Source organism: Methylorubrum sp. SL192, from assembly GCF_026672325.1.
In the GTDB taxonomy this organism is placed as follows: Bacteria; Pseudomonadota; Alphaproteobacteria; order Rhizobiales; family Beijerinckiaceae; genus Methylobacterium; species Methylobacterium extorquens.
The window spans coordinates 3224733-3247577 of record NZ_JAPPQV010000003.1; the positions used below are offsets into that span (position 1 = coordinate 3224733).

General features: G+C 69.2%; 22 protein-coding genes. 7 read left to right on the forward strand and 15 right to left on the reverse strand.

Annotated elements, in window-relative coordinates; all coding sequences use genetic code 11:
- Window positions 1–176 precede the first annotated feature (176 nt).
- The 11 genes from alr to OVA30_RS16010 all read right to left on the reverse strand — a co-directional run bounded on the left by alr (window position 177) and on the right by OVA30_RS16010 (window position 8904).
- On the reverse strand, window positions 177–1298 hold the full coding sequence (gene alr / locus OVA30_RS15960) for an alanine racemase (RefSeq protein ID WP_268177505.1): 1122 nt from the start codon (window positions 1296–1298) through the stop codon (window positions 177–179).
- A gap of 64 nt (window positions 1299–1362) precedes the next feature.
- Window positions 1363–2850: a replicative DNA helicase gene (locus OVA30_RS15965; protein ID WP_004446275.1), complete on the reverse strand. Its 1488-nt coding sequence runs from the start codon at window positions 2848–2850 to the stop codon at window positions 1363–1365.
- A 368-nt stretch (window positions 2851–3218) separates the two neighbouring features.
- Window positions 3219–3791: a 50S ribosomal protein L9 gene (gene rplI / locus OVA30_RS15970; protein WP_004446280.1), complete on the reverse strand. Its 573-nt coding sequence runs from the start codon at window positions 3789–3791 to the stop codon at window positions 3219–3221.
- Window positions 3792–3828: 37 nt separating this feature from the next.
- Window positions 3829–4887, reverse strand: coding sequence for a DUF2232 domain-containing protein (locus OVA30_RS15975; protein WP_012255116.1), 1059 nt, complete (start codon window positions 4885–4887; stop codon window positions 3829–3831).
- A 134-nt stretch (window positions 4888–5021) separates the two neighbouring features.
- Complete coding sequence (gene rpsR, locus OVA30_RS15980; protein WP_004446294.1) at window positions 5022–5276, reverse strand: 30S ribosomal protein S18; 255 nt, start codon at window positions 5274–5276, stop codon at window positions 5022–5024.
- Window positions 5277–5278: 2 nt separating this feature from the next.
- A complete protein-coding gene (gene rpsF / locus OVA30_RS15985; protein ID WP_012255117.1) occupies window positions 5279–5734 on the reverse strand; it encodes a 30S ribosomal protein S6 in 456 nt (151 codons plus the stop codon).
- A gap of 330 nt (window positions 5735–6064) precedes the next feature.
- On the reverse strand, window positions 6065–6439 hold the full coding sequence (locus OVA30_RS15990) for a PH domain-containing protein (protein ID WP_012255119.1): 375 nt from the start codon (window positions 6437–6439) through the stop codon (window positions 6065–6067).
- A 71-nt stretch (window positions 6440–6510) separates the two neighbouring features.
- A complete protein-coding gene (locus tag OVA30_RS15995) occupies window positions 6511–6822 on the reverse strand; it encodes a hypothetical protein (protein ID WP_268176045.1) in 312 nt (103 codons plus the stop codon).
- A 409-nt stretch (window positions 6823–7231) separates the two neighbouring features.
- Window positions 7232–7612: a DUF6481 family protein gene (locus OVA30_RS16000; protein WP_004446306.1), complete on the reverse strand. Its 381-nt coding sequence runs from the start codon at window positions 7610–7612 to the stop codon at window positions 7232–7234.
- A 229-nt stretch (window positions 7613–7841) separates the two neighbouring features.
- Complete coding sequence (locus OVA30_RS16005) at window positions 7842–8051, reverse strand: cold-shock protein (protein ID WP_004446308.1); 210 nt, start codon at window positions 8049–8051, stop codon at window positions 7842–7844.
- 592 nt (window positions 8052–8643) lie between these two features.
- Window positions 8644–8904, reverse strand: a complete 261-nt coding sequence (locus OVA30_RS16010) for a hypothetical protein (RefSeq protein ID WP_004446310.1) — start codon at window positions 8902–8904, stop codon at window positions 8644–8646.
- 451 nt (window positions 8905–9355) lie between these two features.
- On the opposite strand from OVA30_RS16010, the gene OVA30_RS16015 reads away from it, so the two are divergent.
- Complete coding sequence (locus OVA30_RS16015) at window positions 9356–9886, forward strand: peptide deformylase (RefSeq protein WP_268176046.1); 531 nt, start codon at window positions 9356–9358, stop codon at window positions 9884–9886.
- A gap of 125 nt (window positions 9887–10011) precedes the next feature.
- On the forward strand, window positions 10012–10431 hold the full coding sequence (locus tag OVA30_RS16020) for a hypothetical protein (RefSeq protein WP_268176047.1): 420 nt from the start codon (window positions 10012–10014) through the stop codon (window positions 10429–10431).
- Window positions 10432–10452: 21 nt separating this feature from the next.
- Here the strand turns inward: OVA30_RS16020 and OVA30_RS16025 are convergent, their stop codons facing one another.
- Window positions 10453–12624 carry a TonB-dependent receptor gene (locus OVA30_RS16025; protein WP_268177506.1) on the reverse strand — a complete coding sequence of 724 codons (2172 nt, stop codon included), beginning with the start codon at window positions 12622–12624 and terminating at the stop codon, window positions 10453–10455.
- A 300-nt stretch (window positions 12625–12924) separates the two neighbouring features.
- Here OVA30_RS16025 and OVA30_RS16030 point away from each other — a divergent pair, with 300 nt between their 5' ends.
- The gene (locus OVA30_RS16030; RefSeq protein ID WP_268176048.1) at window positions 12925–13758 is read left to right on the forward strand and encodes a DUF3750 domain-containing protein; all 834 of its coding nucleotides are present in this window, start codon (window positions 12925–12927) and stop codon (window positions 13756–13758) included.
- A gap of 16 nt (window positions 13759–13774) precedes the next feature.
- On the opposite strand, the gene OVA30_RS16035 is transcribed toward OVA30_RS16030, so the two are convergent.
- Window positions 13775–14284, reverse strand: coding sequence for a hypothetical protein (locus tag OVA30_RS16035; protein WP_268176049.1), 510 nt, complete (start codon window positions 14282–14284; stop codon window positions 13775–13777).
- 349 nt (window positions 14285–14633) lie between these two features.
- Here OVA30_RS16035 and OVA30_RS16040 point away from each other — a divergent pair, with 349 nt between their 5' ends.
- The 4 genes from OVA30_RS16040 to OVA30_RS16055 all read left to right on the forward strand — a co-directional run bounded on the left by OVA30_RS16040 (window position 14634) and on the right by OVA30_RS16055 (window position 19253).
- Complete coding sequence (locus tag OVA30_RS16040) at window positions 14634–15125, forward strand: GNAT family N-acetyltransferase (RefSeq protein ID WP_268176050.1); 492 nt, start codon at window positions 14634–14636, stop codon at window positions 15123–15125.
- Between the two features lie 80 nt (window positions 15126–15205).
- The gene (locus OVA30_RS16045) at window positions 15206–16597 is read left to right on the forward strand and encodes a GntP family permease (protein WP_004446324.1); all 1392 of its coding nucleotides are present in this window, start codon (window positions 15206–15208) and stop codon (window positions 16595–16597) included.
- Window positions 16598–16758: 161 nt separating this feature from the next.
- Entirely contained in the window at window positions 16759–18075 is a 1317-nt protein-coding gene (locus OVA30_RS16050) for a dicarboxylate/amino acid:cation symporter (protein ID WP_268176051.1), read from the forward strand.
- A 116-nt stretch (window positions 18076–18191) separates the two neighbouring features.
- Complete coding sequence (locus OVA30_RS16055) at window positions 18192–19253, forward strand: SDR family oxidoreductase (RefSeq protein WP_268176052.1); 1062 nt, start codon at window positions 18192–18194, stop codon at window positions 19251–19253.
- 26 nt (window positions 19254–19279) lie between these two features.
- Here the strand turns inward: OVA30_RS16055 and OVA30_RS16060 are convergent, their stop codons facing one another.
- Together OVA30_RS16060 and OVA30_RS16065 are read right to left on the reverse strand one after the other, a co-directional pair.
- A complete protein-coding gene (locus OVA30_RS16060; RefSeq protein WP_265224835.1) occupies window positions 19280–20995 on the reverse strand; it encodes an aspartate ammonia-lyase in 1716 nt (571 codons plus the stop codon).
- Window positions 20996–21174: 179 nt separating this feature from the next.
- The gene (locus tag OVA30_RS16065) at window positions 21175–22716 is read right to left on the reverse strand and encodes an alginate export family protein (protein ID WP_268176053.1); all 1542 of its coding nucleotides are present in this window, start codon (window positions 22714–22716) and stop codon (window positions 21175–21177) included.
- Between the last annotated feature and the right edge of the window lie 129 nt (window positions 22717–22845).

The following is a 22845-nucleotide window of genomic DNA, read 5'->3' on the forward strand; positions in this document are numbered from 1 at the left end:
GAAACGGCTCAGGGCAGGGATCTGTCGAACCTCCCACCCAGCCCGCTCATCCTGAGGTGCTGCGAAGCAGCCTCGAAGGAAGGCTCCAGCCGGCCACGCGATCCCTGGAGCCCTCCTTCGAGGGCGCCGCTTCGCGCCGCCGCCTCAGGATGAGGGGAATGGGTGGGAAAGATCGGTCACTCTACATAGTCGCGAACATAACGGGAACCCAGGCTCGTCAGGATCTCGTAGCCGATGGTGCCGGCGGCTTGCCCCACCGTGTCGATGTCGAGGGCATCGCCGATCAGCGTGGCGGTGCCGCCGCGCCGGGCCTGGGTTGCGTCGGTGACGTCGAGGATGATGAGGTCCATCGAGATCAGGCCGACGATCGGGCAGGGCACGCCGCCGACCAGCGCGTGGCCGCTGTTGCTGGCCGAGCGGGGATAGCCGTCGGCGTAGCCGAGCGAGAGCGTGGCCAGCCGGCGCGGGGCCGGGGCCCGCCAGCGGGCGTTGTAGCCGCAGGTCGCGCCGGCCTCGACGTCACGGACCTGCAGGATCGTCGCCTCCAGCCGCACCACCGGCCGCATCGGATTGGGTTGGCCCGGATCCGGGTTGCCGCCGAAGAGCGCATAGCCCGGCCGCAGCAGGTCGTGGCGGGCGTCGTTCGCGAGGCAGGTGCCCGAGGAATTGGCGAGCGAGGCGCGCATCTGCGGAAAGGCCGCCCGCACACGGGCGAAATCGGCGGCTTGGCGCGCGTTGAGCGGGTCGTCGGGCAGTTCCGCGCTGACGAGATGGCTCATCACGAGGTCGATGCCGGCGCGCGCGATCACCGGGTCGCCGGCCAGCGCCAGAGCCTCCGCGACGGAGAGGCCGAGCCGGTTCATACCGGTATCGACGTGGAGCGCGGCCGGCCCCGCGCCCTGCATGGCCTCGGCCCACTCGGCGAGCTCCTGCGCGTCCCCCAGGACCGGGCGCAGGCGGTGGGCGCGAAACGCCTCCGCGCGGCCGGGCGGCAGACCGTTGAGCACGTAGAGCGCGGCCTCCGGCAGGATTTTCCGCGCGGCGATGCCCTCGGAGAGGTGCGCCACGAAGAACGTCCGGCAGCCCGCCCGCCATAGGGCCGGGGCGACCGCCGCGAGGCCGCAGCCATAGGCGTCCGCCTTCACCACGGCGCCGCACTCGGCCTGCGGCGCGCACGCGCCGAGCGCCCGCCAGTTCGCCACCACGGCCGAGAGATCGACCGTCAGACGGGCGCCGTGGCCGCTGCGGAATGGATCGCCCGTGGTCGGGTTTTCCGGGAAGGATTCTACGGGCGCTATGACAGACTCCTGCGGGGAAAGCCCCGGCGGAGATGGGACCGGACCGTCGATCCGGCCACCGATATCACATCTGCTCGGGCATCCGGTCGCTTTGCGCCAGGTTCGAGAACCGGGTGATGTTGGCGTCGAACTGCAGCTCCACCGTGCCGGTCGGGCCGTGGCGCTGCTTGCCGAGGATGACCTCGGCCTTGCCGTGGACGCGCTGCATCTCGGCCTCCCAGGCGAAGAACTCCTCGGTGCCCTCGCGCGGCTTCTTGTTGCCGACGTAGTACTCCTCGCGGAACACGAACATCACCACGTCGGCGTCCTGCTCGATCGAGCCGGATTCGCGCAGGTCCGAGAGCTGGGGCCGCTTGTCGTCGCGGTTCTCGACCTGACGCGAGAGCTGCGACAGGCCGATGATCGGCACCGCCAGCTCCTTGGCCAGAGCCTTCATGCCGGTGGTGATCTCGGTCATCTCCTGCACGCGGTTGTCGCTCTTCTTGCCGGAGCCGGAGAGGAGCTGGAGGTAGTCGATGATGAGCAGATCGAGGCCCTTCTGGCGCTTGAGGCGGCGGGCGCGGGCAGCGAGCTGGGCGATCGAGATGCCGCCGGTCTGGTCGATGTAGAACGGGATCGTCTGCATGTCCCGGGCGGCGTCGGTGATCTTGTAGAAGTCCTCGGGGCGGATGTCGCCGCGGCGGATCTTGTAGGAGGGCACGCCGGACTGTTCGGCGATGATACGGGTCGCCAATTGCTCGGCCGACATTTCGAGCGAGAAGAAGCCGACGATGCCGCCGTTGACGGTCTGCATGGTGCCGTCGGGCTGCTTCTCGCCGCGATAGGCCTTGGCGATGTTGAAGGCGATGTTGGTCACGAGCGAGGTCTTGCCCATGGCCGGGCGCCCCGCGAGGATGATGAGGTCGGAGGGCTGCAGGCCGCCCATCTTGGCATCGAGGTCGGTGAGCCCCGTGGAGATGCCCGAGAGCTTGCCGTCGCGCTGGTAGGCTTTGGCCGCCATGTCGATGGCCGCGGTCAGCGCGTCGGAGAATTTCTGGAAGCCGCCGTCGTACTTGCCGGATTCGGCGAGTTCGTAGAGCCGGCGCTCGGTCGCCTCGATCTGGTCGCGCGGCCGGGACTCGACGGGCGCCTCGAACGCGCCGTTGACCAGATCCTCGCCGATGGTGATGAGCCGGCGGCGGATCGCCAGATCGTAGATGGTGCGGCCGTACTCGCCCGCGTTGATGACGGTGGTCGCCTCGGCCGCGAGGCGGGCGAGGTACTGCATCGGCGTGACGCCGCCGAGGTCGATGTCGCCGAGATAGGTCTTCAGCGTGATCGGCGTTGCGAGCTTGCCCGCCTTGATCAGCGAGACCGACACCTCGAAGATCTGGCGGTGCACCGCCTCCATGAAGTGCTCGGGCAGCAGGAAGTCCGAGACACGGTAATAGGCGTCGTTGTTCACCATGATCGCGCCGAGCAGGGCCTGCTCCGCGTCGATGTTGTGTGGCGGCACCCGGTATTCGGGCTGCACCGTCTCGAGATTGGCCGTGAGGGCGTTGGGCAGGGCCATGGCGCTTGTCCGTCGCTCCGATGCGGGCGGCTTGGCCGCCCCGTTTCATGCCCGCCGGACCTTGCCTCGGGATGGTGAAGCCTTCCTTAGCCGACCCGGCTGGGAACGGCTGCAACACGCACGCCACGGGCCCCGAAACGCGAGACGCCCGCGGCTCCCGGGTCACGGGAATCGCGGGCGTCATGCTGGAACGGATTGAGAACAAGTCAACGCCGGAGGCCGGCGCATCCCCGTTCTCCACCGCTTATGCGGCTATTGGGGGTTTCGAAAGGGCGAGCCCTTTCGCGGGTCCAGGGCGGAGCCCTGGAAGAGATCGGGGCGCTGCCCCGATACCCCGCCAAAGGGATGATCCCTTTGGAATCCCAGGATCAGCCGCGGTCGTCGGCACCCTCGCCGGCATCGGCCAGGGCCTGGCCGACTTCGAGGCCGAGGTCGTCGAGGTTGAACTGCTCGCGCTCGGTCACCGACTCGCCACGGGCCTGACGCTCGGCCTCTTCCGGCGAACGGGCGATGTTGACGGTCACCTTGACCTCGACCTCGGGGTGCAGGGTCACCGGGACGGTGTGCAGGCCCAGCGTCTTGATCGGCTGGTTGAGCACGAACTGGCCGCGCTCGACACTGAAGCCTTCCTTGGTGACGACCTCGGCGAGGTCGCGGGTGGAGACCGAGCCGTAGAGCACGCCGGTCTCGCCGGACTGGCGGATCAGCACGAAGCTCTGGCCGTCGAGCTTCTCGGCCACCGTCTGGGCCTCGTTGCGGCGCTCGAGGTTGCGGGCCTCAAGCTGGGCGCGCTGGGCCTCGAAGTGCTTCTTGTTGTTCTCGGTGGCGCGCAGGGCCTTGCCGCGGGCGAGGAGGAAGTTGCGGGCGTAGCCGGGACGCACGTTCACGGTCTCGCCCATCTGGCCGAGCTTGGCGACGCGTTCGAGCAGGATGACTTCCATGGGGCTTCTCCTTGAGGTTGCTTGGAAGCGGGTGCGATCAGGCGTCGCCGCGAGCTTTCGGGCGGCGCCGGTCGAGGGCGGTATCGGCAATGCCGAACAGGATCAGGGCGAGCATGGCCACGCCCTGGGTGAGGAACAGCAGCACGTAGAGGCCGGCGAGCAGGGCGAAGCGCCCCGGCCGGCCGCGGCTGCGGTCATGGAAGGCGGCCAGCCCCTGGAGCGCGAAGGCCGCGCTGAAGGCGCCGATCAGGGCGATGCCGAGCGCACCGGGATAGCCGGGCACCATCGCCAGGGTCAGGGCAGCGGCGAAGACCAGCAGCGTGGAGCGCGGCATCATCGTGGAGGGCAGGTCGGGCCAGGGCCGGAGCAGGCGCCCCGAGATCTGCACGATGCGGGCGGCGGCCCAGAGGTAGAAGGTGAACAGGATCGTGAGACCCTGGGCGGCGATCGCGGGCGCGACGGTCGCCAGCGCGTCGGCGACTTCGCTGGCGAGGTCGTCGGCCTTTTGCGGCTCGCCGGTCTGAGCATCGCCCGGCGGCTGCGACACAGCCCCGTCGGCGTTCGTCTCGGCGGGCTTCTCGGCGCTGCCGGGGGCTTCGCTCGCTGTACCGCTCTGCGGCGGGGCGGGAATCCGGCCGCGCTGCACCTGAACCTGCACGATCCGGCGGCTCATCGTGGTGAGCTGCGCGCGGAAGGTGTCGTAGTCGGGCGAGGCGATGACGGCGATGGCGATGAAGGCGAGCGCCGCGGTGCCCGCGACCCAGGCGAGCAGGCGCCCCGTGGGATACCACTCGATCGTGCCGTCCGCGTTCGGTCGGCCGAGCAGGGCGAGATAGGCGAGCCACCAGGCGGGGATGGCAAGGTAGGCCGCAAACGCGAGGCCGAGATAGGGAGAGATGAAGAGCGCGAGCGCGAGTCCGCCCGAGACGACGGCGGCGAGCGCCGCACGGTGGCTCCAGCCCAGGCCAACGATGAGGATCGGCAGCGGGGCGAGCAAGTAGAGCAGGATCGAGAGCGTCGTGGCCTTGAGCAGCACGCCGAACAGCAGCGCCGCCACGAGGCCGGCACCGGCGCCGACAGGTATGTCCTTGGTCATGAAATCCGCTGTCCCGCTGTCCCGTCATGGGCAGGGTTAGGGGCTGAAGACGTCGCCCCAACGATCGGGCGGCCCCTTTGCGGGAAGCCGCCCTCGCGATTGGTGACCGGCCCCGTAAGGGCCGGCGGAAGGTCCTACTTGATGACGTAGGGCAGCAGGCCGAGGAAGCGCGAGCGCTTGATCGCCTGAGCGAGCTCGCGCTGCTTCTTGGCCGAGACGGCCGTGATGCGCGAGGGAACGATCTTGCCGCGCTCCGAGACGTAGCGGGAGAGCAGCTTCACGTCCTTGTAGTCGATCTTGGGAGCGTTCTCGCCCGAGAACGGGCAGCTCTTGCGACGACGGAAGAACGGACGACGGCCGCCGCCGCCACCACCAGCACCGAATGCCATGATTAGTTCTCCCCGCCGAAGTTGCGCTCGGGACGATCGCCGCGGTCGCCGCGATCACCACGGTCGCCGCCACCGAAGTCGTCGTCGCGGCGGCGCGGACGGTCGCCGCGGTCGCGGTCCTTCCGGTCGTCGCGGTCGCGCTTCTGCATCATCGCGGAAGGCTCGGCCTCCAGCTGCTCGACGCGAACGGTCATGAAACGCAGCACGTCCTCGGAGATCTGCATCTGGCGCTCCATCTCGGCCACGGCGGCCGGGGGGGCGGAGATGTTGAGGAGCGTGAAATGCGCCTTGCGGTTCTTCTTGATACGGTAAGCGAGGGACTTGACGCCCCAGGACTCGATCTTCTCGATCGTGCCGCCGCCCGTCTCGATGACGCCCTTGTAGGTCTCGACCATGGTCTCGACCTGCTGGGCCGTCACGTCCTGGCGCGCCAGGAAGACGTGCTCGTAGAGAGGCATTCTTGGGCCTTTCCTTGCCATAAGGAAGCCCGCCCGCGCGTTGCGGGTTAAGTCGGGCCGGTTCGTCTCGCATTCTCTCGGCGCCAAGCCCTTCGAGCCGTGATGATGGCCCGAGCGGTTGATCGAAGGCGGAGACACCGGACGACGGGTTCTTTGAAAAACCCTGTGCCGCGAGAGGTTGTCTCTTGCGGCACCGTCCGTTCAGCCCCCGGCCGGAGCGAACGCGAAGGCCGGGCCTTTAGAGGGATTTTTTCGCAATGGCAAGGGCGGTGGCAGGAGAGCGGCGAGAGCGATGCTGCACCGCTCCGGTCGCAAGCCCCGGCCTGCGGCCTATTTCAAGGAGCCGGCGATGGCCTGCTGAATCCCCAAGATGTCGGCGCCGCGCTTGAGCGTGCGCTGGATCGGGTCGGGCCGCCCCGAGATCCAGATCTTCAGCTCCGAATCCATGTCGAAGCTGCCCGCGGTCTCGACCGAGAACGAGGTGATCGCGCGGTAGGGCACGGTCAGGTACTCGACCTTGCGGCCGGTCATGCCCTGGCGATCGACCAGGATCAGGCGGCGGTCGGTAAAGATCATCAGGTCGCGGATCACCTTGAAGGCGACGCGCACGCTCTCGCCCGGCGCCAGCACCCCGGCGAGCTGCCGGTCCACCTCGTCCGCGGAGAGGTCGCTGCCATGCCCGAGCAGCCCGTCGAGTAAGCCCATCACGCGTCTCCTGCCTTATATCCGGCAGGATGTGGGGACGGCCCCGCTCGCGCGCGAGGGCGGTTCTGCGCTCAGCGGTGGCGCCGCTTGCGCGGATGGGCCTTAAGCGAATGGGCCTTACGCTGGGTCCGGTCCATGCAGCTCGCCCAGATGCGGCGGCCGATCTCGCGCAGGCCGAGATTGAGCGGGTCCGGGGCGGAGAAGACCTGCGCCCGCGCCTCGCTGCGGCAGAACGCGTCCTCCGCGCTGCGGATCGGCGGCTCGCTCTGCGCGGCGGCGGGAGACGGCCCGAGGCCGGTTCCGAGAAACGTGGCGAGAAGCAAACCGGCTGCGGTCAGACCGCGCCGGGCCGGCGGACCGAAGTGGTTGCCCAGGACACGCAATGCTCGGCCCTCCCTGTTCGGCCCCGGCGCTCGCCGCCTGCAGCGCGCATCCGCGGCGATCGAAGTATCTCTCACAAAACGCCCGCCGCGCTGATCATCGCCGGGGCGAGAACGACCCGTGACCGGGCGATTTTGTGAGGCACTCTAACGTCGTCGGAGACGGGCTTGCCAAGCGTTGCTGGTCGATCGCAGCCATCAACTGCGTAATCTGCCCACAGGGAATGCTGCCGCTCGTCCGGCCGGGGGCCATTGAGCGGTCTCGCACCGCATCATGACGAGGCGGAGGGGCAAAAGAAAACGCGCCGGGCTCGAAGCGTCCGGCGCGTGTGGTCGTGTCATAAAACAGCCGATCGGTTGGGCGGACCGGCTTTGCGGCGCTCCCGGAGAGCCGGGAGCGTCCGCGGGAGGCTCAGCGACGAATCTTGACGTTGGCCTTGCGGGCGGCATAGCGCGCGTCGCGGGCCGCCTTCTTCTCCGCGGCTTCGGCAGCCTTGCGCTCGGCCAGTGCGGCGGCCTCGGCAGCCTCGCGGGCGAGCTGAGCGGCGAGCTCGGCTTCCTCGCGCAGGCGCTTCTCCTCCGCCGCCTTCCGCTCGGTCTCGATGCGGATGCGCTCGCGCTCGCGGGCGCGCTCGTCGCGGGCGCGGGCAACCTCGGCACGAGCCTGGGCCTTCGCACGCATCTCCGGATCGTCAAGCGGTGTCCGGGCCTTGAACTTCTCGAGCAATGCCGCCTTGGCGGCTTGGGAGCTCTGGCGGCGGTCTTCGAAATTCCTGAAGTCGAATGCGCTCATATGACCTTTCTCATGCATTGACACGGCCGGATGCCGGATCAGTCACAGTCCGGGCAGCCTGGACTCGGATCGAGCCTTTTATAGAACCGGCGCAGTCGATGCACGAGTGCGCCGCAACACGCAACAGATGTCGCCCCGGTTCGGGGCGGCTCCGGTGACATTTTTGGACCTGTTGCGGGATGGAATCAGGTTTTAGGGCAGGGCCCTCAAGCGTCCAGCGTATCCAGCCTCAACTGGCCTGCAGGTTGACGGCGGCTGGCTTGCCGCTGCGGCGGTCGTTCTCGACGTCGAAGCTAACCTTCTGCCCCTCGACGAGGCCGCGCAGGCCCGCCTGCTGGACGGCGGAGATATGCACGAACACGTCCTTGCCCCCGGTATCGGGCTGGATGAACCCGTAGCCCTTGACCTCATCGAACCATTTCACGGTACCAGTCTGCATCCGGGTTCCTCCTCCGCTCGCCGCGGCACCCCGTATGAAATGCGTCCCGTCCTCGGCCGAAAAGGCCGTCCCGTTCGTCGAAGCGAGCGAGGAAACAAGCCGGCGCCGCGTCCCTTCCGGGGGCATCGAAGGTCTTGCCAAAGGCAGCCACCGATCGACGGTGCATGGTTAGATTCGATGCGGTAACCGTGCAAGCGGCGCAAAGGTTTCCGCCAAGCACTGCTCTTCGCGCAAAGCGGAAATTCGAGGAAGAAACTTGGCCATTTGGAGCAAGTACGCTGGTCTTGCGTCGGATGTGGCCGGTTTGGCTCGGCGCAACATTGTTGTGGCGACAACATTTGTTGGGGGATTGCCGTAATCGATCGCCGCTGCCGATTCGGGCCGTCGAACCGTAGGCGATCGATGGCGCATCCCGAAGACGCGCGGCCGGCATGACGTGATGTCGGGGGCTCGGGGAGGCGATGGACCGTGTTCTCAGGGCACGAAAAAGGGGCCGGTCGCCCGGCCCCGTTCCGTCGTCTCATCATCCTGGCCCCACCTCGACCGCGGTCGATCGCGGCAGGGCCCCTGAAGCTGAGGGGCTCGCCCCTGATCAGTAATCGTAGCCGCGACGGTCGTAACCGCGGCGCTCGTACCGGTCGCGATCCCGGAAGCGCTGCTCGCGATAATAATCGCCCCGGTCGCGTCTGCGCATCTCGCGGCTGTCGTCGCGATCGCGCTGCCCCCGGGACCGGAGGTCGAACCCCGGCCGGCCGTCCGGACCAATGGTGATCGATTGCGCGGAGGCCGGCACCGCGGCGATCATGGTCGCCGCGACGAGTGTTCCGGCGAGCAGGGTCGTCAAGGTCTTCATGGGAGATCCCTCCTTTGTTGGTTGGGACGACAATGCATCGTCCCCGGAGCGGTTCCAGTATCGTGCCATCGTCGGGCCCACCGCATCTGGACTGTCCGGATAAGGAGAAGGTGCACGTCGCCCAACAATAATCTTCCCGTCCGGACGCCTCCGAGGGCCGATAGTGTCCTTCGATGGGCGGCGTTGCGGATTGGGATGTGGGCGCAATCCCCGGAGCGAGATCCGGGTCCTGTTCCTCCCAATACAGTCATGGGAGCGAGCCCACCCTGTCGATAATCTGTCTTCGGCCGGGCCGTCCGCTTGCCCCATACGCCGTGGTGCCGAGGTGCCGAGATCCTCGACGGCACGCCGAGCCGGAGGGTCCCGGCTTGACTCGATCTTGAGGCTGCATCTCAAGACGGCGCGTGCATCGGGCCCGCTGCCCTGTTGCCTGGCCCCGGAACCCGCTCGCATGCCCGTCCGCCCGCTGATCTTCTATCCCGATGCGCGCCTGCACCGGGCGGCCGAACCCGTCTCCGCGACCGGCGAGGCCTTAACGGGTGAGTCCTTGCGCGCGCTCGCGGCGGACGTGCTCGACACCCTCGGCGCCGTCTCGGCGATGGGGCTGACCGCGATCCATATCGGGCGCCCGGAGCGGGTGGTGGTGATCCGGCTTCAGCCGGACGAGCCGCACGCGGTCTACGTCGATCCGGTCGTCGCCTGGGCCTCGCCCGAGCGGGCCGCGCATCCGGAGGGAAGCGTCTCGATGCCGGGCGTGGTCGAGCCGGTGGAGCGGCCGGCCCGGGTCCGGGTGCGCTACCGCGACCTCGACGGCGCCGAGCACGAGGAGGAGGCCGAGGGCCTGCGCGCCGCCTGCCTGCAACACGAGATCGACCAGCTCGATGGCATCTTCTGGATCGACCGGCTGACCCGGCTGCGCCGCGAGCGGGTTCTCAAGCGCTACACCAAGCTGCGGGCGCAGCAGGCGCGCGCGGGATCGTGAGGCCTCACCCCGGAGGCGCCAGGCTCGGTCCGGGGCACCGGGCATGGTATGCCGGGCCTCGGCGTCTCGTCCCGAACAACGGCAACCGCCGTTCGGGATCAGGCTCCACCGTCCGAGACCGCTCCATGTCCCGCTTGCTGCACGTCGCTCACCGAGCCCTCGCCGCCTCAGCTCTCCTTGTCCTCGCGCTGTCCGCGCCGGGTGCCGTTGCGCAAGGGACAGGGGGCCGGGCCGGCGATCAGAAGGCCCAGGCCCGGGCCGCTTCCGTGGTCGGCTGCACCTCGCTGGCCAACCTGCGCGGCCTCCTGCGCAGCACGGGCGAGGACCGCGCCGCCGCGCTCGCGGTCGCGAGCGATCCGAAATCCGATCTCGGCTGCAGCCCGGTGGACCGCGCCACGGTCACGGGGCTCGCCGACCACGTCGCCCTGAACGGCCGCGCCTACGACTGCCTCACCCTGAAGGGCACGGCGGTGTGCCACTGGACGGTGGCGGGCGCCGTCACGCCGCCCGAGCGGCCGGCGGGCAAGCCGGCCCGCGGCAAGTAGGGGCGGGCGCGAGGCCCTTTCTCAGAACCGTGCCGTCAGGAACAGGCGGAGGTTGCGGCCCGGCAGCAGGATCTCGTCCTTCTTGAACGAGGCCGAGTTGCGGATGTCGTCGTCGAGCAGGTTGCGGCCTTGCAGCCCCAGCGTCACCTCGGTGGCGCCGTAGACCGCGGGGTCGAGCGCCTGGGTGTAGGCGAGTTCGGCGCGAAGATCGTTCCAGCCCGGCGTCGTGGTCTCGAACGGGGCGATCTCGGTGTGGTCGAAGGCGTGGAGCAGGTTGATCCGCGCGAACCAGCCGTTGGCCCGCACGAAGGCGCCGCCGCCGAGCCGGTGCGGCGGGATGCGCGGGACGTAGGAGCCGTCGTCGAACTGGGCGCGGACGAAGTCGTACTGCGCCTCGATTCCGGCCCAGCCGTCGCCGACGGCGAAGAGATCGAGCTGCGCGCCGATCTCGGCGCCGTAGAAGCTGGCATTGGCCTGCGAGTAGACGACCTGGCGCAGCTCGTCGCCGGAGCCGCAGGAGCCGAAATCGTCGTCGCAGCGGTTCCCGGTGTCGCGCCGGTAGATGAAGCCGGTGTAGCGCGTGACGTAGCCGGTGGCGTCGAGCCGCAGCGGCCCGTCCGCCCGGCGCAAGGAGATCTCGGCGGTGCGGGCGCGCTCCAGCCGCAGGGTCGGATCGCCGATCTCGAAGGTCGCCGAGGCGTGGTGCGGCCCCTGCGAGAATAGCTCGGCGCCGGTGGGCGCACGCTCGACATAGGAGCCGTTGAGGCTCGCCACGAAGCCGTAGGGCAGATCCTGCAGGGCGCCGAAGCTGAGGCTCTTGGGGGCGAAGCGGCGCGTCAGGGCGTAGCTGAGCGGATCCCCGTCCGTCGGCAGGTAGCTGCCGGGGAACTGCGTCGCGATGCTGTTGAGCCGGTCGCCCTCGATCCGGCCCGCGGCCTGGAACCGGAGCCCCCCGCCGACCGCCAGTTCCTCGAACAGGTAGGCGGCCAGCACCCGCGACTCGGTCGGCGGCAGGAAGCTCTCAAGCTGCGAGTTGAGCACCCGCCGGCTGGTCTGGACGCCGACCGCGCCGGTGAGCGTGCCGAGCGCGGTGAAGACCGGGACGTGCTGCGCCTCGAACCGGGCTTCGACCTCGCGGTTCTTGAAGATCGCCTGCACGCCCTCGCCCGCCGGGCCCTCATGCGCGTGGTCGTCATCGTCCCCGTGGTCGTGATGGGCGTGCCCGAAGCCGATCTCCTCGTGGCGGTAGACCGAGCCGCCGGCCCAGAACCGCAGCACCTCGAACGGGCCTTCCAGCGGGCGATACTCGCCGCGGGCGAGCACGCGGTCCTGGTTCGGGTTGAGCCGGGTGCGCGCTTCCGCCGCCTCGCCGCCGGGGATCTGATAGAGCGCGTTGAAGTGGCTGTAGGAGATGCCGAGGAAGCCGCGGTCGCCGATCGCCGAGATGCCGACCGATCCCCCTTGCGTCTCGGTCGCCGAGTTGCGCTGGATGCCGCCGGGGATCGCGTAGGAATCGGTCGCAGTCGCGAACCCGTCGGCGTGGACCGCGATGCCGTTCGCGCCCGCATCGACGCTCGCCGCCCCGAGCCGGCCGTTGTCGACGGTGGTGTAGCCGGTCGTGACCTGCCCCGTGATCCCGCGGGCGGGGATGAAGGTCGGTACTTGGTTGTTCTCGGCCGAGACCACGCCGCCGATCGCGCCCGAGCCGTAGCGCAGGGTCGCGGGGCCGCGGATCACCTCGATCCGGCTGGCGTTGAGCGGGTTGACCGGCACCGCGTGATCCTCGCCGAGATCCGACACGCCGCCGTTGACGATGCCGTTCTCCTGAATGCGCACCCGGGCGTTGTCGAGGCCGCGGATGATCGGCCGCGAGGCCGCCCCCGGCGCGTAGGTCGAGGCGGAGATGCCGGGCCGGTCGAACAGCGCGTCGCCGAGCGTGCGCGGCTGGTCGCGGGCGATCCGCTCCTGCGGCACCACCGTGACCGGCGAGAAGGTGTTCGTCACCACCGGCAGCACCTCGGCCGCCCGGGCGAACGGCACGGCGGGGGAGGGAGCCGCCGGAGCGGCGGGCCGGCCCTGGATCGGGCTCACCGAGGTCACGCTGATCTCCTCCAGCGTGGCCGCCTCCTGCGCCCGCGCCGAGAGCACGGTTCCGGGCACGCCCGTCAGCACCGCCCCCGCCGCCAGCAGCATCCGTCCTGAACGTCCGCCCCGCATGCCCGTCGATCCAGCCTCGTCACGTTACAATGTTTCATCGCGAGAATGTTACAATGTTGCAAGGCTTATCTGCCGTCCGTTCCGTCGGGGGAGGGCGTGTGTGACCGGCCTGCATCAGGCGCTTTCCGGTGCGCGGCTGCACGGGGCGCGCACTGTCACCCGGCGCGCGGCGTCGCAGGCGCTTGTGCCGAGCGGGGCCGGACGTGACATTGGGGGCCCCCGGAGGAGGTGCCGCCTGTCCGGATTGATGTTTTCCGGAACCCGACGCCCACCGACGTGCTCCTGCCCGCCCTTCGCTTCCTCCTTCTCGGCCTCGGCCTCCTCATCCTTCTCTTCCTCCTTCCGCTCGCGACCCACGCCCTGTGGTGGACCGCGAAGGGCGGACGCGCGGACAACTGGTCGACGGCGGATTGGTCGAGCGCCGGGCTGCTCCCGCCGGCCGCCGCCGTGCCGGGGGCGATGGTGCGGGTCTACGCCGCCCGGGTCGGGCGCTGGCGGGGCATCTTCGCCCACCACAGCTGGGTGGTGATCAAGGAAGCGGGCGCTACCCGCTACACCCGCTACGACGTGGTCGGCTGGGGCCGGCCCGTGCGCACCGACGCCTACGCGCCGGACGGGCGCTGGTTCGGCAACGAGCCGGAGATCGTGCTCGGGCTCGACGGCGAGGCGGCGGCGCGGGCGATCCCCGGCATCCGCGCGGCGGTGGCGGACTATCCCCACCGCAGCCAGGGCTCGTACCAGGCATGGCCGGGGCCGAACTCGAACACCTTCGCCGCCCACGTCGTCGCGCGCATCCCCGACAACGACGTGCCGCTGCCGCCCACCGCGCTCGGCAAGGACTGGACGCCGCCGGGCCGCTTGGCCGAAATCACCCCGAGCGGCACGGGCCTGCGCCTGACCTGGCGCGGCTATGTCGGCTTCACCATCGGCTGGGTCGACGGGCTGGAACTCAACCTGCTCGGCGCGGTGGCCGGCCTCGATTGGCGCCGCCCGGCCCTGAAGCTGCCGGGCTGGGGCCGGATCGCGCTGATCCCCGGCGGCGACGCGGACAAGGCGGTGCCGACGACGGAACCGGAGCGCCGCCCGGCGACCGATTCCGTCTCGGGCTGAGGCGCTGCGTCGCGTTTCAGCGCTTCGACGAGGTTTGGCCCGGCAGCGTCACCTCGCCCTGCCACTGGCCGGCGAACTCGGTCTTCGATGTGTAGGCGAGGGAGAAGGTGCCCTTGCCCTTCGTGCCCGCGAACTCGCCGGTCGCCGCGCTGTCCTGATAGGTGCCCGTCGCCGTGACGCGGCCCTGAGCGTCGGTCGTGACCGTGCCCCGGTAGAGGCTCGAGGTCGAGCCGCCGGGCGTCGTGAAGGTGATGGTGCCCTGCACCGGCCCCTGGCCGTTCTTGAGCGTGAGGGTTTCCACCCACTGCACCCGGGCGCCGTCGAGCGGGGTGCCGGGGCCGGTATTGATCCCGGAGGCGGTCTGCTGGAGCTTGACCTCGTTCGGGCCCAGAACCTGCGGTGCCTGGCTCTCGACCCGGCCGGTGAAGCTTCCGCCCATCGGCATCGCGAGGGCGGCCGCCGGAAGGACCGGGGTCAGCGACAGTGCGGCGGCAAAGGCGGCAAGGATCGTCGATCTGCGATACATCGCGTTTGCTCCCTCTGACAGGTCGTCGGGCGGCCGCGCGGTGCGACCGCCTCGAAGTCTCAATCTGGAAAAATCCTGCCGTCAACGCCGGGCACGAGCCGGGCGAGAGGACTGTTTTTCGAGGTTTCTCCGCGTCTTGAGAGACGTTTCGTCTCCGCGCGGGCAGAGGTTCGTCCGAAAGGGTCAGGCGTCTGCGCCGAAAGATCCCACCGCTCCCAGCCTGGAGCCCGGCGGCGGTCGATTCGTGTTACCAGCGCCGTGACCGTTGCCGGTGACCGGCATCGTTGTAACGGCCGCCTGCACGGACCCTCTGCACGGCCCCCTTGCACCGGACCCTTCCGCGGCCCCGATGACCGACCTCCTGATCCGCCCGGCGCAAAGCCGCGACCACGACGCGATCTGGTCGATCCTGGAGCCGATCCTGCGCGCGGGCGAGGCCTACGCCCTGCCGCGGGACTGGGACGGGGAGCGGGCGCTCGCCTACTGGTTCTCCCCGGCCCACCATGTCTTCGTCGCGGAGAGCGCGGGCGCGGTGCTGGGCAGCTACTACGTCCGTGCCAACCAGCTCGGGCCCGGCGACCACGTCGCCAACGGCACCTACGCCACGCATCCCGAGGCGCGGGGGCGGGGCATCGCCCGCGCCATGGGCCTGCACTCCTTCGAGACCGCCCAGGCGCTGGGCTTTTCCGCGATGCAGTTCAATCTGGTGGTCGCCACCAACACCCACGCCGTCGCGCTCTGGACGAGCCTCGGCCTCAGGGAGGCCGGTCGCCTGCCCGGCGTGTTCCGCCATCCCACCCTCGGGCCGGTCGATGCGCTGGTGATGCACCGCCCCCTGTAACCCCGCCTCCATTGAACACGGCCGCGCTTGGGGCAGATTGAGCGTCGCGCACCGTGAGAGGTGCGGGGAGGGTGCCTGCCTTGAGCTTCCTGATCTGCCTCGCGGCGCTCTTCTTCCTGATGGGAATCGCCTATCGCGGCTTCTCGGTGATCCTGTTCGCACCCGTCGCCGCGATGGGCGCGGTGCTGCTGACCGATCCGGCTGCCGTGCCGACCCTGTTCTCCGGGCTGTTCATGGAGAAGCTGGTCGGCTTCCTGAAGCTGTACTTCCCCGTCTTCCTGCTCGGCGCCGTGTTCGGCAAGCTCATCGAGATCTCAGGCTTTGCCCGCTCCATCGTCGGCGCCGTCACCGGGCTCCTCGGGGAGGGAAGGGCGATCGTCGCGATCGTGCTGGTGGGCGCGATCCTCACCTATGGCGGCGTCTCGCTGTTCGTGGCGGTGTTTGCCGTCTACCCCTTCGCCGCCGAGCTGTTTCGCCGCTCGAACATCCCCAAGCGCCTGATCCCCGGCACGATCGCGCTCGGCGCCTTCACCTTCACCATGGACACCCTGCCGGGCACGCCGCAGATCCAGAACATCATCCCGGCCTCCTTCTTCAAGACCGACGCCTACGCCGCCCCGTGGCTCGGCGTCATCGGCGCCCTCTTCGTGTTCGCGGTCGGCGTCGCCTATCTCGAATGGCGCCGCCGCTCCGCCGGGGACGAGGGCTACGGCGAGGGCCACACCAACGAGCCGCAGGCGGTCGAGGACAAGGTGGTCATCCATCCCGCCGTGGCGATCCTGCCGCTCCTCATCGTCGGGATCGGCAACAAGCTCCTGCTCGCCTGGATCACCGCCGCCTACGGCGAGCAGGCGAGCGCGGCGCTCACCCCGGAGATGGCGGCCCATCCCGTCACCGTACAAGTCAAGACCGTGGCGGCGATCTGGGCAGTGCAGGGCGCGCTGCTTCTCGGCATCCTCGCCACCGTGATCCTCGGCTACCGCAACCTCGCCGAACGGTTTTCAGAGGGCTCGAAGGCGGCCGTCGCCGGCTCCCTGCTGGCGGGTATGAACACCGCTACCGAGTACGGCTTCGGCGCCGTCATCGCCGCGCTCCCCGGCTTCAAGGTGATCTCGGACGCGCTCTCGGCGATCCCCAACCCGCTGATCAACGAGGCGGTGACGGTCAACGTGCTGGCCGGCGTCACCGGCTCGGCGTCGGGCGGGCTCTCGATCGCACTCGGCGCCCTGTCGGGCCGCTTCGTCGAGGCGGCGCAGGCGGCCGGCATCCCCCTCGAAGTGATGCACCGGGTCGCCTCCATGGCGAGCGGCGGCATGGACACCCTGCCCCATAACGGCGCGGTCATCACGCTGCTGGCCGTCACCGGCCTGACCCACCGCCAATCCTACGGCGACATCTTCGCCATCACGATCATCAAGACCGTGGCCGTATTTTTCGTGATCGGGGTCTACTACCTGACCGGATGGGTCTAAGGATATACCCGCCCACGTTGTGCGCGGGGGCGGCTGTGGGGTGCTGCGCCGCCGCTTGCACCGCCCCTTGCGCCGAAATGCTTCCCGCCGACGTGCCTCTCGCCGAAGCGGAAGCCCGTTCGGCGGCGCGCAGGTCGAAAATGCTGCGAGGAGCCCGCCCGATGAGCCATGCCGCCACCCTGCCGACCGAGCGGGCGCCGCTCCACAAGTCCCTGTTCGTGCAGGTGATCGCCGGGCTTCTGGCCGGCATCCTCGTCGGCGCTCTGGCGCCCGGCTTCGCCGCAGAGCTGAAGATCCTGAGCGACGCCTTCCTCCGGCTGATCGCGATGATCGTGGCGCCGATCGTGTTCTGCGTCGTCGTGCATGGCATCGCCGGGGCGGGCGACCTCGGGAAGGTCGGGCGGGTCGGCGTGAAGGCGCTGATCTATTTCGAGGTGATGACGAGCCTGGCCCTCCTGCTCGGGCTCGGGCTCGCCTACCTCGTCGGGCCCGGCCACGGCATGAACATCGATGTCGCAAGCCTCGATGCCGGGGCCCTCGGCGGCTACGCCGATTCCGCGCAGAAGCTGCAGGGCGGCGGCATCGCGCATTTCCTCCTCGCCATCATCCCTAAGACCGCCTTCGACGCGTTCGCCCGCAACGACGTGCTGCAGGTGCTGTTCTTCGCCGTGCTGTTCGGGGTGAGTCTCGCCCTGGTCGGCGGCGAGAAGGCCAGGGCGGTCTCTGGCCTGATCGACGCCCTCTCCACGGTGCTGTTCAAGGCCATGGGGCTGATCGTGCGGGTGGCCCCGCTCGGGGTGTTCGGCGCCGTCGCCTACACGGTCGGACGCTACGGCATCGGCTCGCTGGCGCAGCTCCTCTCGCTCGTGGCCCTGTTCTACCTCGCGGTGGCTTTGTTCGTGTTCGTGATCCTCGGCGCGGTGATGCGGCTCGCGGGCCTCAGCCTCGTCAAGCTCCTGATCTATCTGCGCGAGGAGCTGACCATCGTGCTCGGCACCTCCTCCTCCGACGCGGTGCTGCCGCAGATCATGCGCAAGCTCGTGCATCTCGGGGTGAAGGACTCCACCGTCGGCCTCGTGGTGCCCACGGGCTATTCCTTCAACCTCGATGCCTTCTCGATCTACCTGACGCTTGCCGTCGTCTTCATCGCGCAGGCGACCAACACGCCGCTCTCCTTCAGCGACCTGATGCTGGTGCTCGGCGTCTCGCTGGTCACCTCGAAGGGCGCCCACGGCGTGCCGGGCTCGGCCATCGTGATCCTGGCCGCGACCCTGAACGCCGTCCCCTCGATTCCCGCGATCGGCCTCGTGCTGGTGCTCTCGGTCGATTGGTTCGTCGGCATCGCCCGGTCGCTGGGCAACCTGATCGGCAATTGCGTCGCCACCGTCGTCGTCGCCGCCTGGGAGGGCGACCTCGACCGGGAGCGTGCCGTGCGGGTGCTCGACGGCCGGGAGGGCCTGGAGCCCACCGCCGGTTAGGGGGAATGCCGGATGCGGCCTCGATTCGGGATCGAACGGATCGCCCCCAGACCGGTTTCCGACCAGGAGGCGCCGCACCGGACGTGACGGGGCCGAGGACGGGACCGGAGTTGGGTATGGCGGGAACGGCATTGATCGCGGGCGTCGGCGGTATCGTCGGCAACAACCTCGCCCGGCACCTCGTGGCGCAGGGCTGGCGCGTCGAGGGGCTCGCCCGGCGCCCGCCGGAAATCGCCGGGGTCACGCCGATCGCCGCCGACCTGCTCGACCCGACCGCACTCGCCCAGGCGCTGGAGGGCCATGCGCCGAGCCACGTCTTTCTCACCACCTGGCTGCGCCAGCCGACGGAAGCCGAGAACATCCGCGTCAACGCCGCGATGGTCGCCAACCTTCTCGACGCGCTCCGCCCGGCGGCCAGCCTGCGCCATGTGGCGCTGGTGACGGGGCTCAAGCACTATCTCGGGCCGTTCGAGTCCTACGGGAAGGGCAGCCTGCCGCCGACGCCGTTTCGCGAGGATCTGCCGCGCCTGCCCGTCGAGAACTTCTACTACGCGCAGGAGGATGCGGTGTTCGCGGCGGCCGCGCGCGACGGCTTCTCGTGGAGCGTGCACCGCCCGCACACGATCGTCGGCTACGCGCTCGGCAACGCCATGAACATGGGCGTGACGCTGGCCGTCTACGCCACGCTCTGCCGCGAGACCGGACGGCCCTTCCGCTTCCCCGGCTCGGCGGCGCAGTGGAACGGGCTCACCGACGTGACCGACGCGCGGCTGCTCGCCCGCCACCTCGAATGGGCGGCGCTGACGGAGGCCGCGCATAACGAGGCCTTCAACGTCGTCAACGGCGACGTCTTCCGCTGGCAGTGGATGTGGGGCCGGCTCGCCCAATGGTTCGGCATCGAGCCCGCGCCCTTCGACGGCGCGGTGAACCCGCTGGAAGCGCAGATGGCGGGCGCCGCCCCGCTCTGGGCTGAACTGGCCGAGCGCCACGGCCTGATCGAGCCCGACCTGAACCACCTGGCCTCGGCGTGGCACACCGATGCCGATCTCGGCCGGCCGATCGAGGTCGTGACCGACATGAGCAAGAGCCGGCGCCTGGGCTTCCTCGATTACCAGCCCTCGGACGACGCGTTCTTCGACCTGTTCGCGCGGCTGCGGGCGGAGCGGGTCATCCCCTGACCGCCGCAAGGCTCACCCCCAGAGACTCACACGACCGTCCCGGCCTTCTGCCGCCGGGTCGGGTGGGTCATGGCTTCCAGTTCGAGCAGTCCGTTGAGCTGGGCCTCGGTGAGGAGGCCCTCCTCCAGCACCAGATCCGCCACCGCGCGGTTCTCCTTCAGCGCGCGGCGGGCGATGCGGGAACTGGCCTCGTAGCCGAGCGTCGGCGCGAGCGCCGTGACGAGGCCGATCGAGCCCTGGACGAGGCTGCGGCAGCGCTCGCGGTCGGCCTCGATGCCGTCGATGCAGCGCTTGGTCAGGGTGTCGATGGCGGCCGTCAGCATCCGTAAGGAGCTCAGCACGCAGTAGCCGATGGTCGGCTCGAACGCGTTGAGCTGGAGCTGGCCGCCCTCGGCACAGAGCGTCACCGTGAGATCGTGGCCGATCACCATGTAGGCGACTTGGTTGACCACTTCCGGGATCACCGGGTTGACCTTGCCCGGCATGATCGAGGAGCCCGCCTGCACCGCCGGCAGCCGGATCTCGCCGAAGCCCGTGCGGGGACCGGACGAGAGCAGGCGCAGGTCGTTGCAGATCTTGGACAGCTTGACCGCGACGCGCTTCAGGACGCCGGAGAACAGCACGAAGGCGCCGAGATCCGAGGTCGCCTCGATCAGGTTCGAGGCCAGCACCATCGGCTGACCCGAGAGCCGCGACAGCTCCTCCACGGCCAGCGCGGCGTAGCGCGGATCGGCGTTGATCCCGGTGCCGATCGCGGTGGCGCCGAGATTCACCTCGCGGAACAGGCCGACGATCTCGGTCAATCGCGCCACATCCTCCTTGATCGTGGCGTGGAAGCCGTCGAACTCCTGGCCCAGCGTCATCGGCACCGCATCCTGGAGCTGGGTGCGGCCCATCTTGAGCACGTCGGCGAACTCCACCGCCTTGCTCTTGAAGGCGTAGGCGAGGTCGTCGAGCGCCTTGACCAGCGGCTGGGTGGCGAAGATCACCGCGAGCCGCAGGGCCGTCGGGTAGGCGTCGTTGGTCGATTGCGCCATGTTGACGTCGTCGTTGGGATGCAGCGCGGCGTAGTCGCCCGGCGCCCTGCCCATCAGCCTCAGGCCGACATTGGCGATCACCTCGTTGGCGTTCATGTTGGTCGAGGTGCCGGCCCCGCCCTGGATCGCGTCGACCACGAAGGACTCGGCGTAAGTCGGATCGGTCGCGACGAGGGTGCAGGCCTCCTCGATGATCTTCGCCTTCCCCTTCGGCAGGTAGCCGAGCCGGTGGTTGGACCGGGCCGCGGCCTGTTTCACCAGGGCGAGCGCCCGCACCAGCTCCGGATAATGGCCCACCGACACGCCGGTGATCGGGAAGTTCGCCACCGCCCGCTTGGTGTGGATGCCCCACAGCGCATCGGCCGGCACCTCGCCGTCCCCGAGCAGGTCGTGTTCCGAGCGGGTCTTCGCCCCTTCCATCGCCACCTTGCGCACGGTGGCGACGGCGAGATCCTCCTCCTGGGGCGGATTCTCCGCGGTGGTCCTTGCCGCCGTCCCGAGCGCGTCCGGGCGGGCGGCCTTCTCGGCCGCCGCGATGGCCGCAGCCTTCATCTCGGCCTTGGCCGCCTTCTTTCCCGAGCCGCCTTTGCCGCCCGTGCCCTTGGCCTTCCCGGCCGCCGCCTTGGACTTCTTGACCTCACCCTGGCCTCCGGCCGCATTCTTCGCGGCGTGCTTGGCCTTGGTGTCGGATGCCGTCTTCGCCACGGAAGTCTCCCCCGATGCGTCGGACGATCCGGCCGAATCCACGATGTCAGCGGCCGGTGACCGTCGGGTCGGTGTTCAGGTCTTCGCGTGCCGGGCTGTCAACCGTTCGCTGTCTGGTTGACGTGTCAGCATCCCCGCATCGTCAGTTTATGCGCTGACGCAGCGAGGCCGGCAGAGGATCAGAAGAACAGCGTCGTGTTGAGATAACCATAGAAGGTGTCGCCGGTATCGGGTGCGTTGGGGGCGTTGCGCAGGAAGTCGCCCTTGGCGAGATAGGCGAGGCCGGTATCGAGGATCATCTCGTTGGGGATGATCCAGTAGCGCAGGCGGCCCTCGATCTGGTGGCCGGCGAAGGTACCGGAGCGGCCGGTGCGGTCGCGGATCAGGGTCGCGGCGAAGGTGTCGGTGGCGCTTTCCAGCCAGAGCGGGCGGTAGGCGATGAAGGCGTCCCAGACCGGGCTCGGGGTGATCTCGGCGCGGATCGAGGGCGAGATCAGGTTGGCGCGCTGCACCGGGCCGTAGAGACCGGTCGGGCCGTACTCGAAGCGCCGGGCGCCGAACAGGGTGTCGAAGCGGCTGAACTTGCCGTCATTGGCCCGGTCGCCGCTGGCGTGGTCGTAGTGCAGCGACAGCCTCGGTTTCCACTCATGATCGAGGGTGTAGCCGACCTCGGCATGGACGAAATAGGCCGAGACGGTGAGGTCGCGCTGGTCGGCGGCCGCGGCGGTCTCGCGGGCGAGACCGGTCTGGTAGATCCCCTCGAAATCGTAGTCGAACTCGCCGACCCGCGGCGCGCGGGCGAGCCGCAGGCCGGGGGTGAACAGGCGCCGGTCACGGGTCTGGACCGAGCGCAGGCCGGTGCCCGAATCCTGCTCGTAGAGGCCGTAGCCGTAGAGCTCGAACGTGCCGCCGAAGATGTTGGCGAAGGTGTAGGAGGCGCCGAAGAGCTGCAGGTTCAGGCTCTCGCGGTCGAGCTCGATGCCGTTGTCGAGGATGCCGTTGACGTCGTCCGGCAGCCGCGTGTGCGGCATCACCCACAGCGCCGTGAACTTGTCCTTGCCCACGCCCTGCCAGTCGAAGGTCACGCCGGTATAGGCGTTGATGGTGTTGCGGAACTGCTGGCGCGAGACGAGGCGGCGCGAGCCGATGTTCTTGGTGAAGCGGCCCACCGTGAGGCTGCTCTTCGAGCCGTTGTCACCGAGATCGCCGGTGTCGAAGTTGAGATAGGCCTGGCCCGGTTCGAGGGCATTGATCTCCGTGGTGAAGGCGGAGGAGTTGCGCTGCTGGAAGTAGCCGCGGCTGTCGAACAGCTCGACGCCGACGCGCACCGGTCCCTTGATCCCGTACTCCACATGCAGGGTGGTGAGGTACGAGTTCAGGATGTCGTTGGCCGCGAAGGTCGGCACCGGGCGGAACTGGTTGGCGATGCCCTCCACCCGCGGCCGGAACGAGCCGCTGATGCGCCAGTTCTCCGGCTCGCCGAACCCCTTGTAGAGGAAGTTCGGCGGCTTGGACGGCTGGGCCGCGAAGTAGGGGCCATCCTGCTTCTTGCGGGACGCGGCGATCCCCGCCTGCATCGTGGCGGTCGCGGCCTCCGTGGCCGTGACGGGCCGTGTTTCCAGGGGGCCGGCAAAGGGGCCGCTCTGGGCCAGCACCGGACCGATGAAGAGGGGAATGGAGGCGCCGGCAAGTAACGACGCGCAGAGAACCGACCGCTTCACCACACCGCTCCTGTTCTTTCGCAGAGTTCGCTCGGGGCCGGCTAGAGATCGCCTAGACTGGTATACCAGTGCAAGGACCCCCGCTTTGATCGATGCATTTTGTCGGCGGAGCCGTGAATCCGCCGCTCT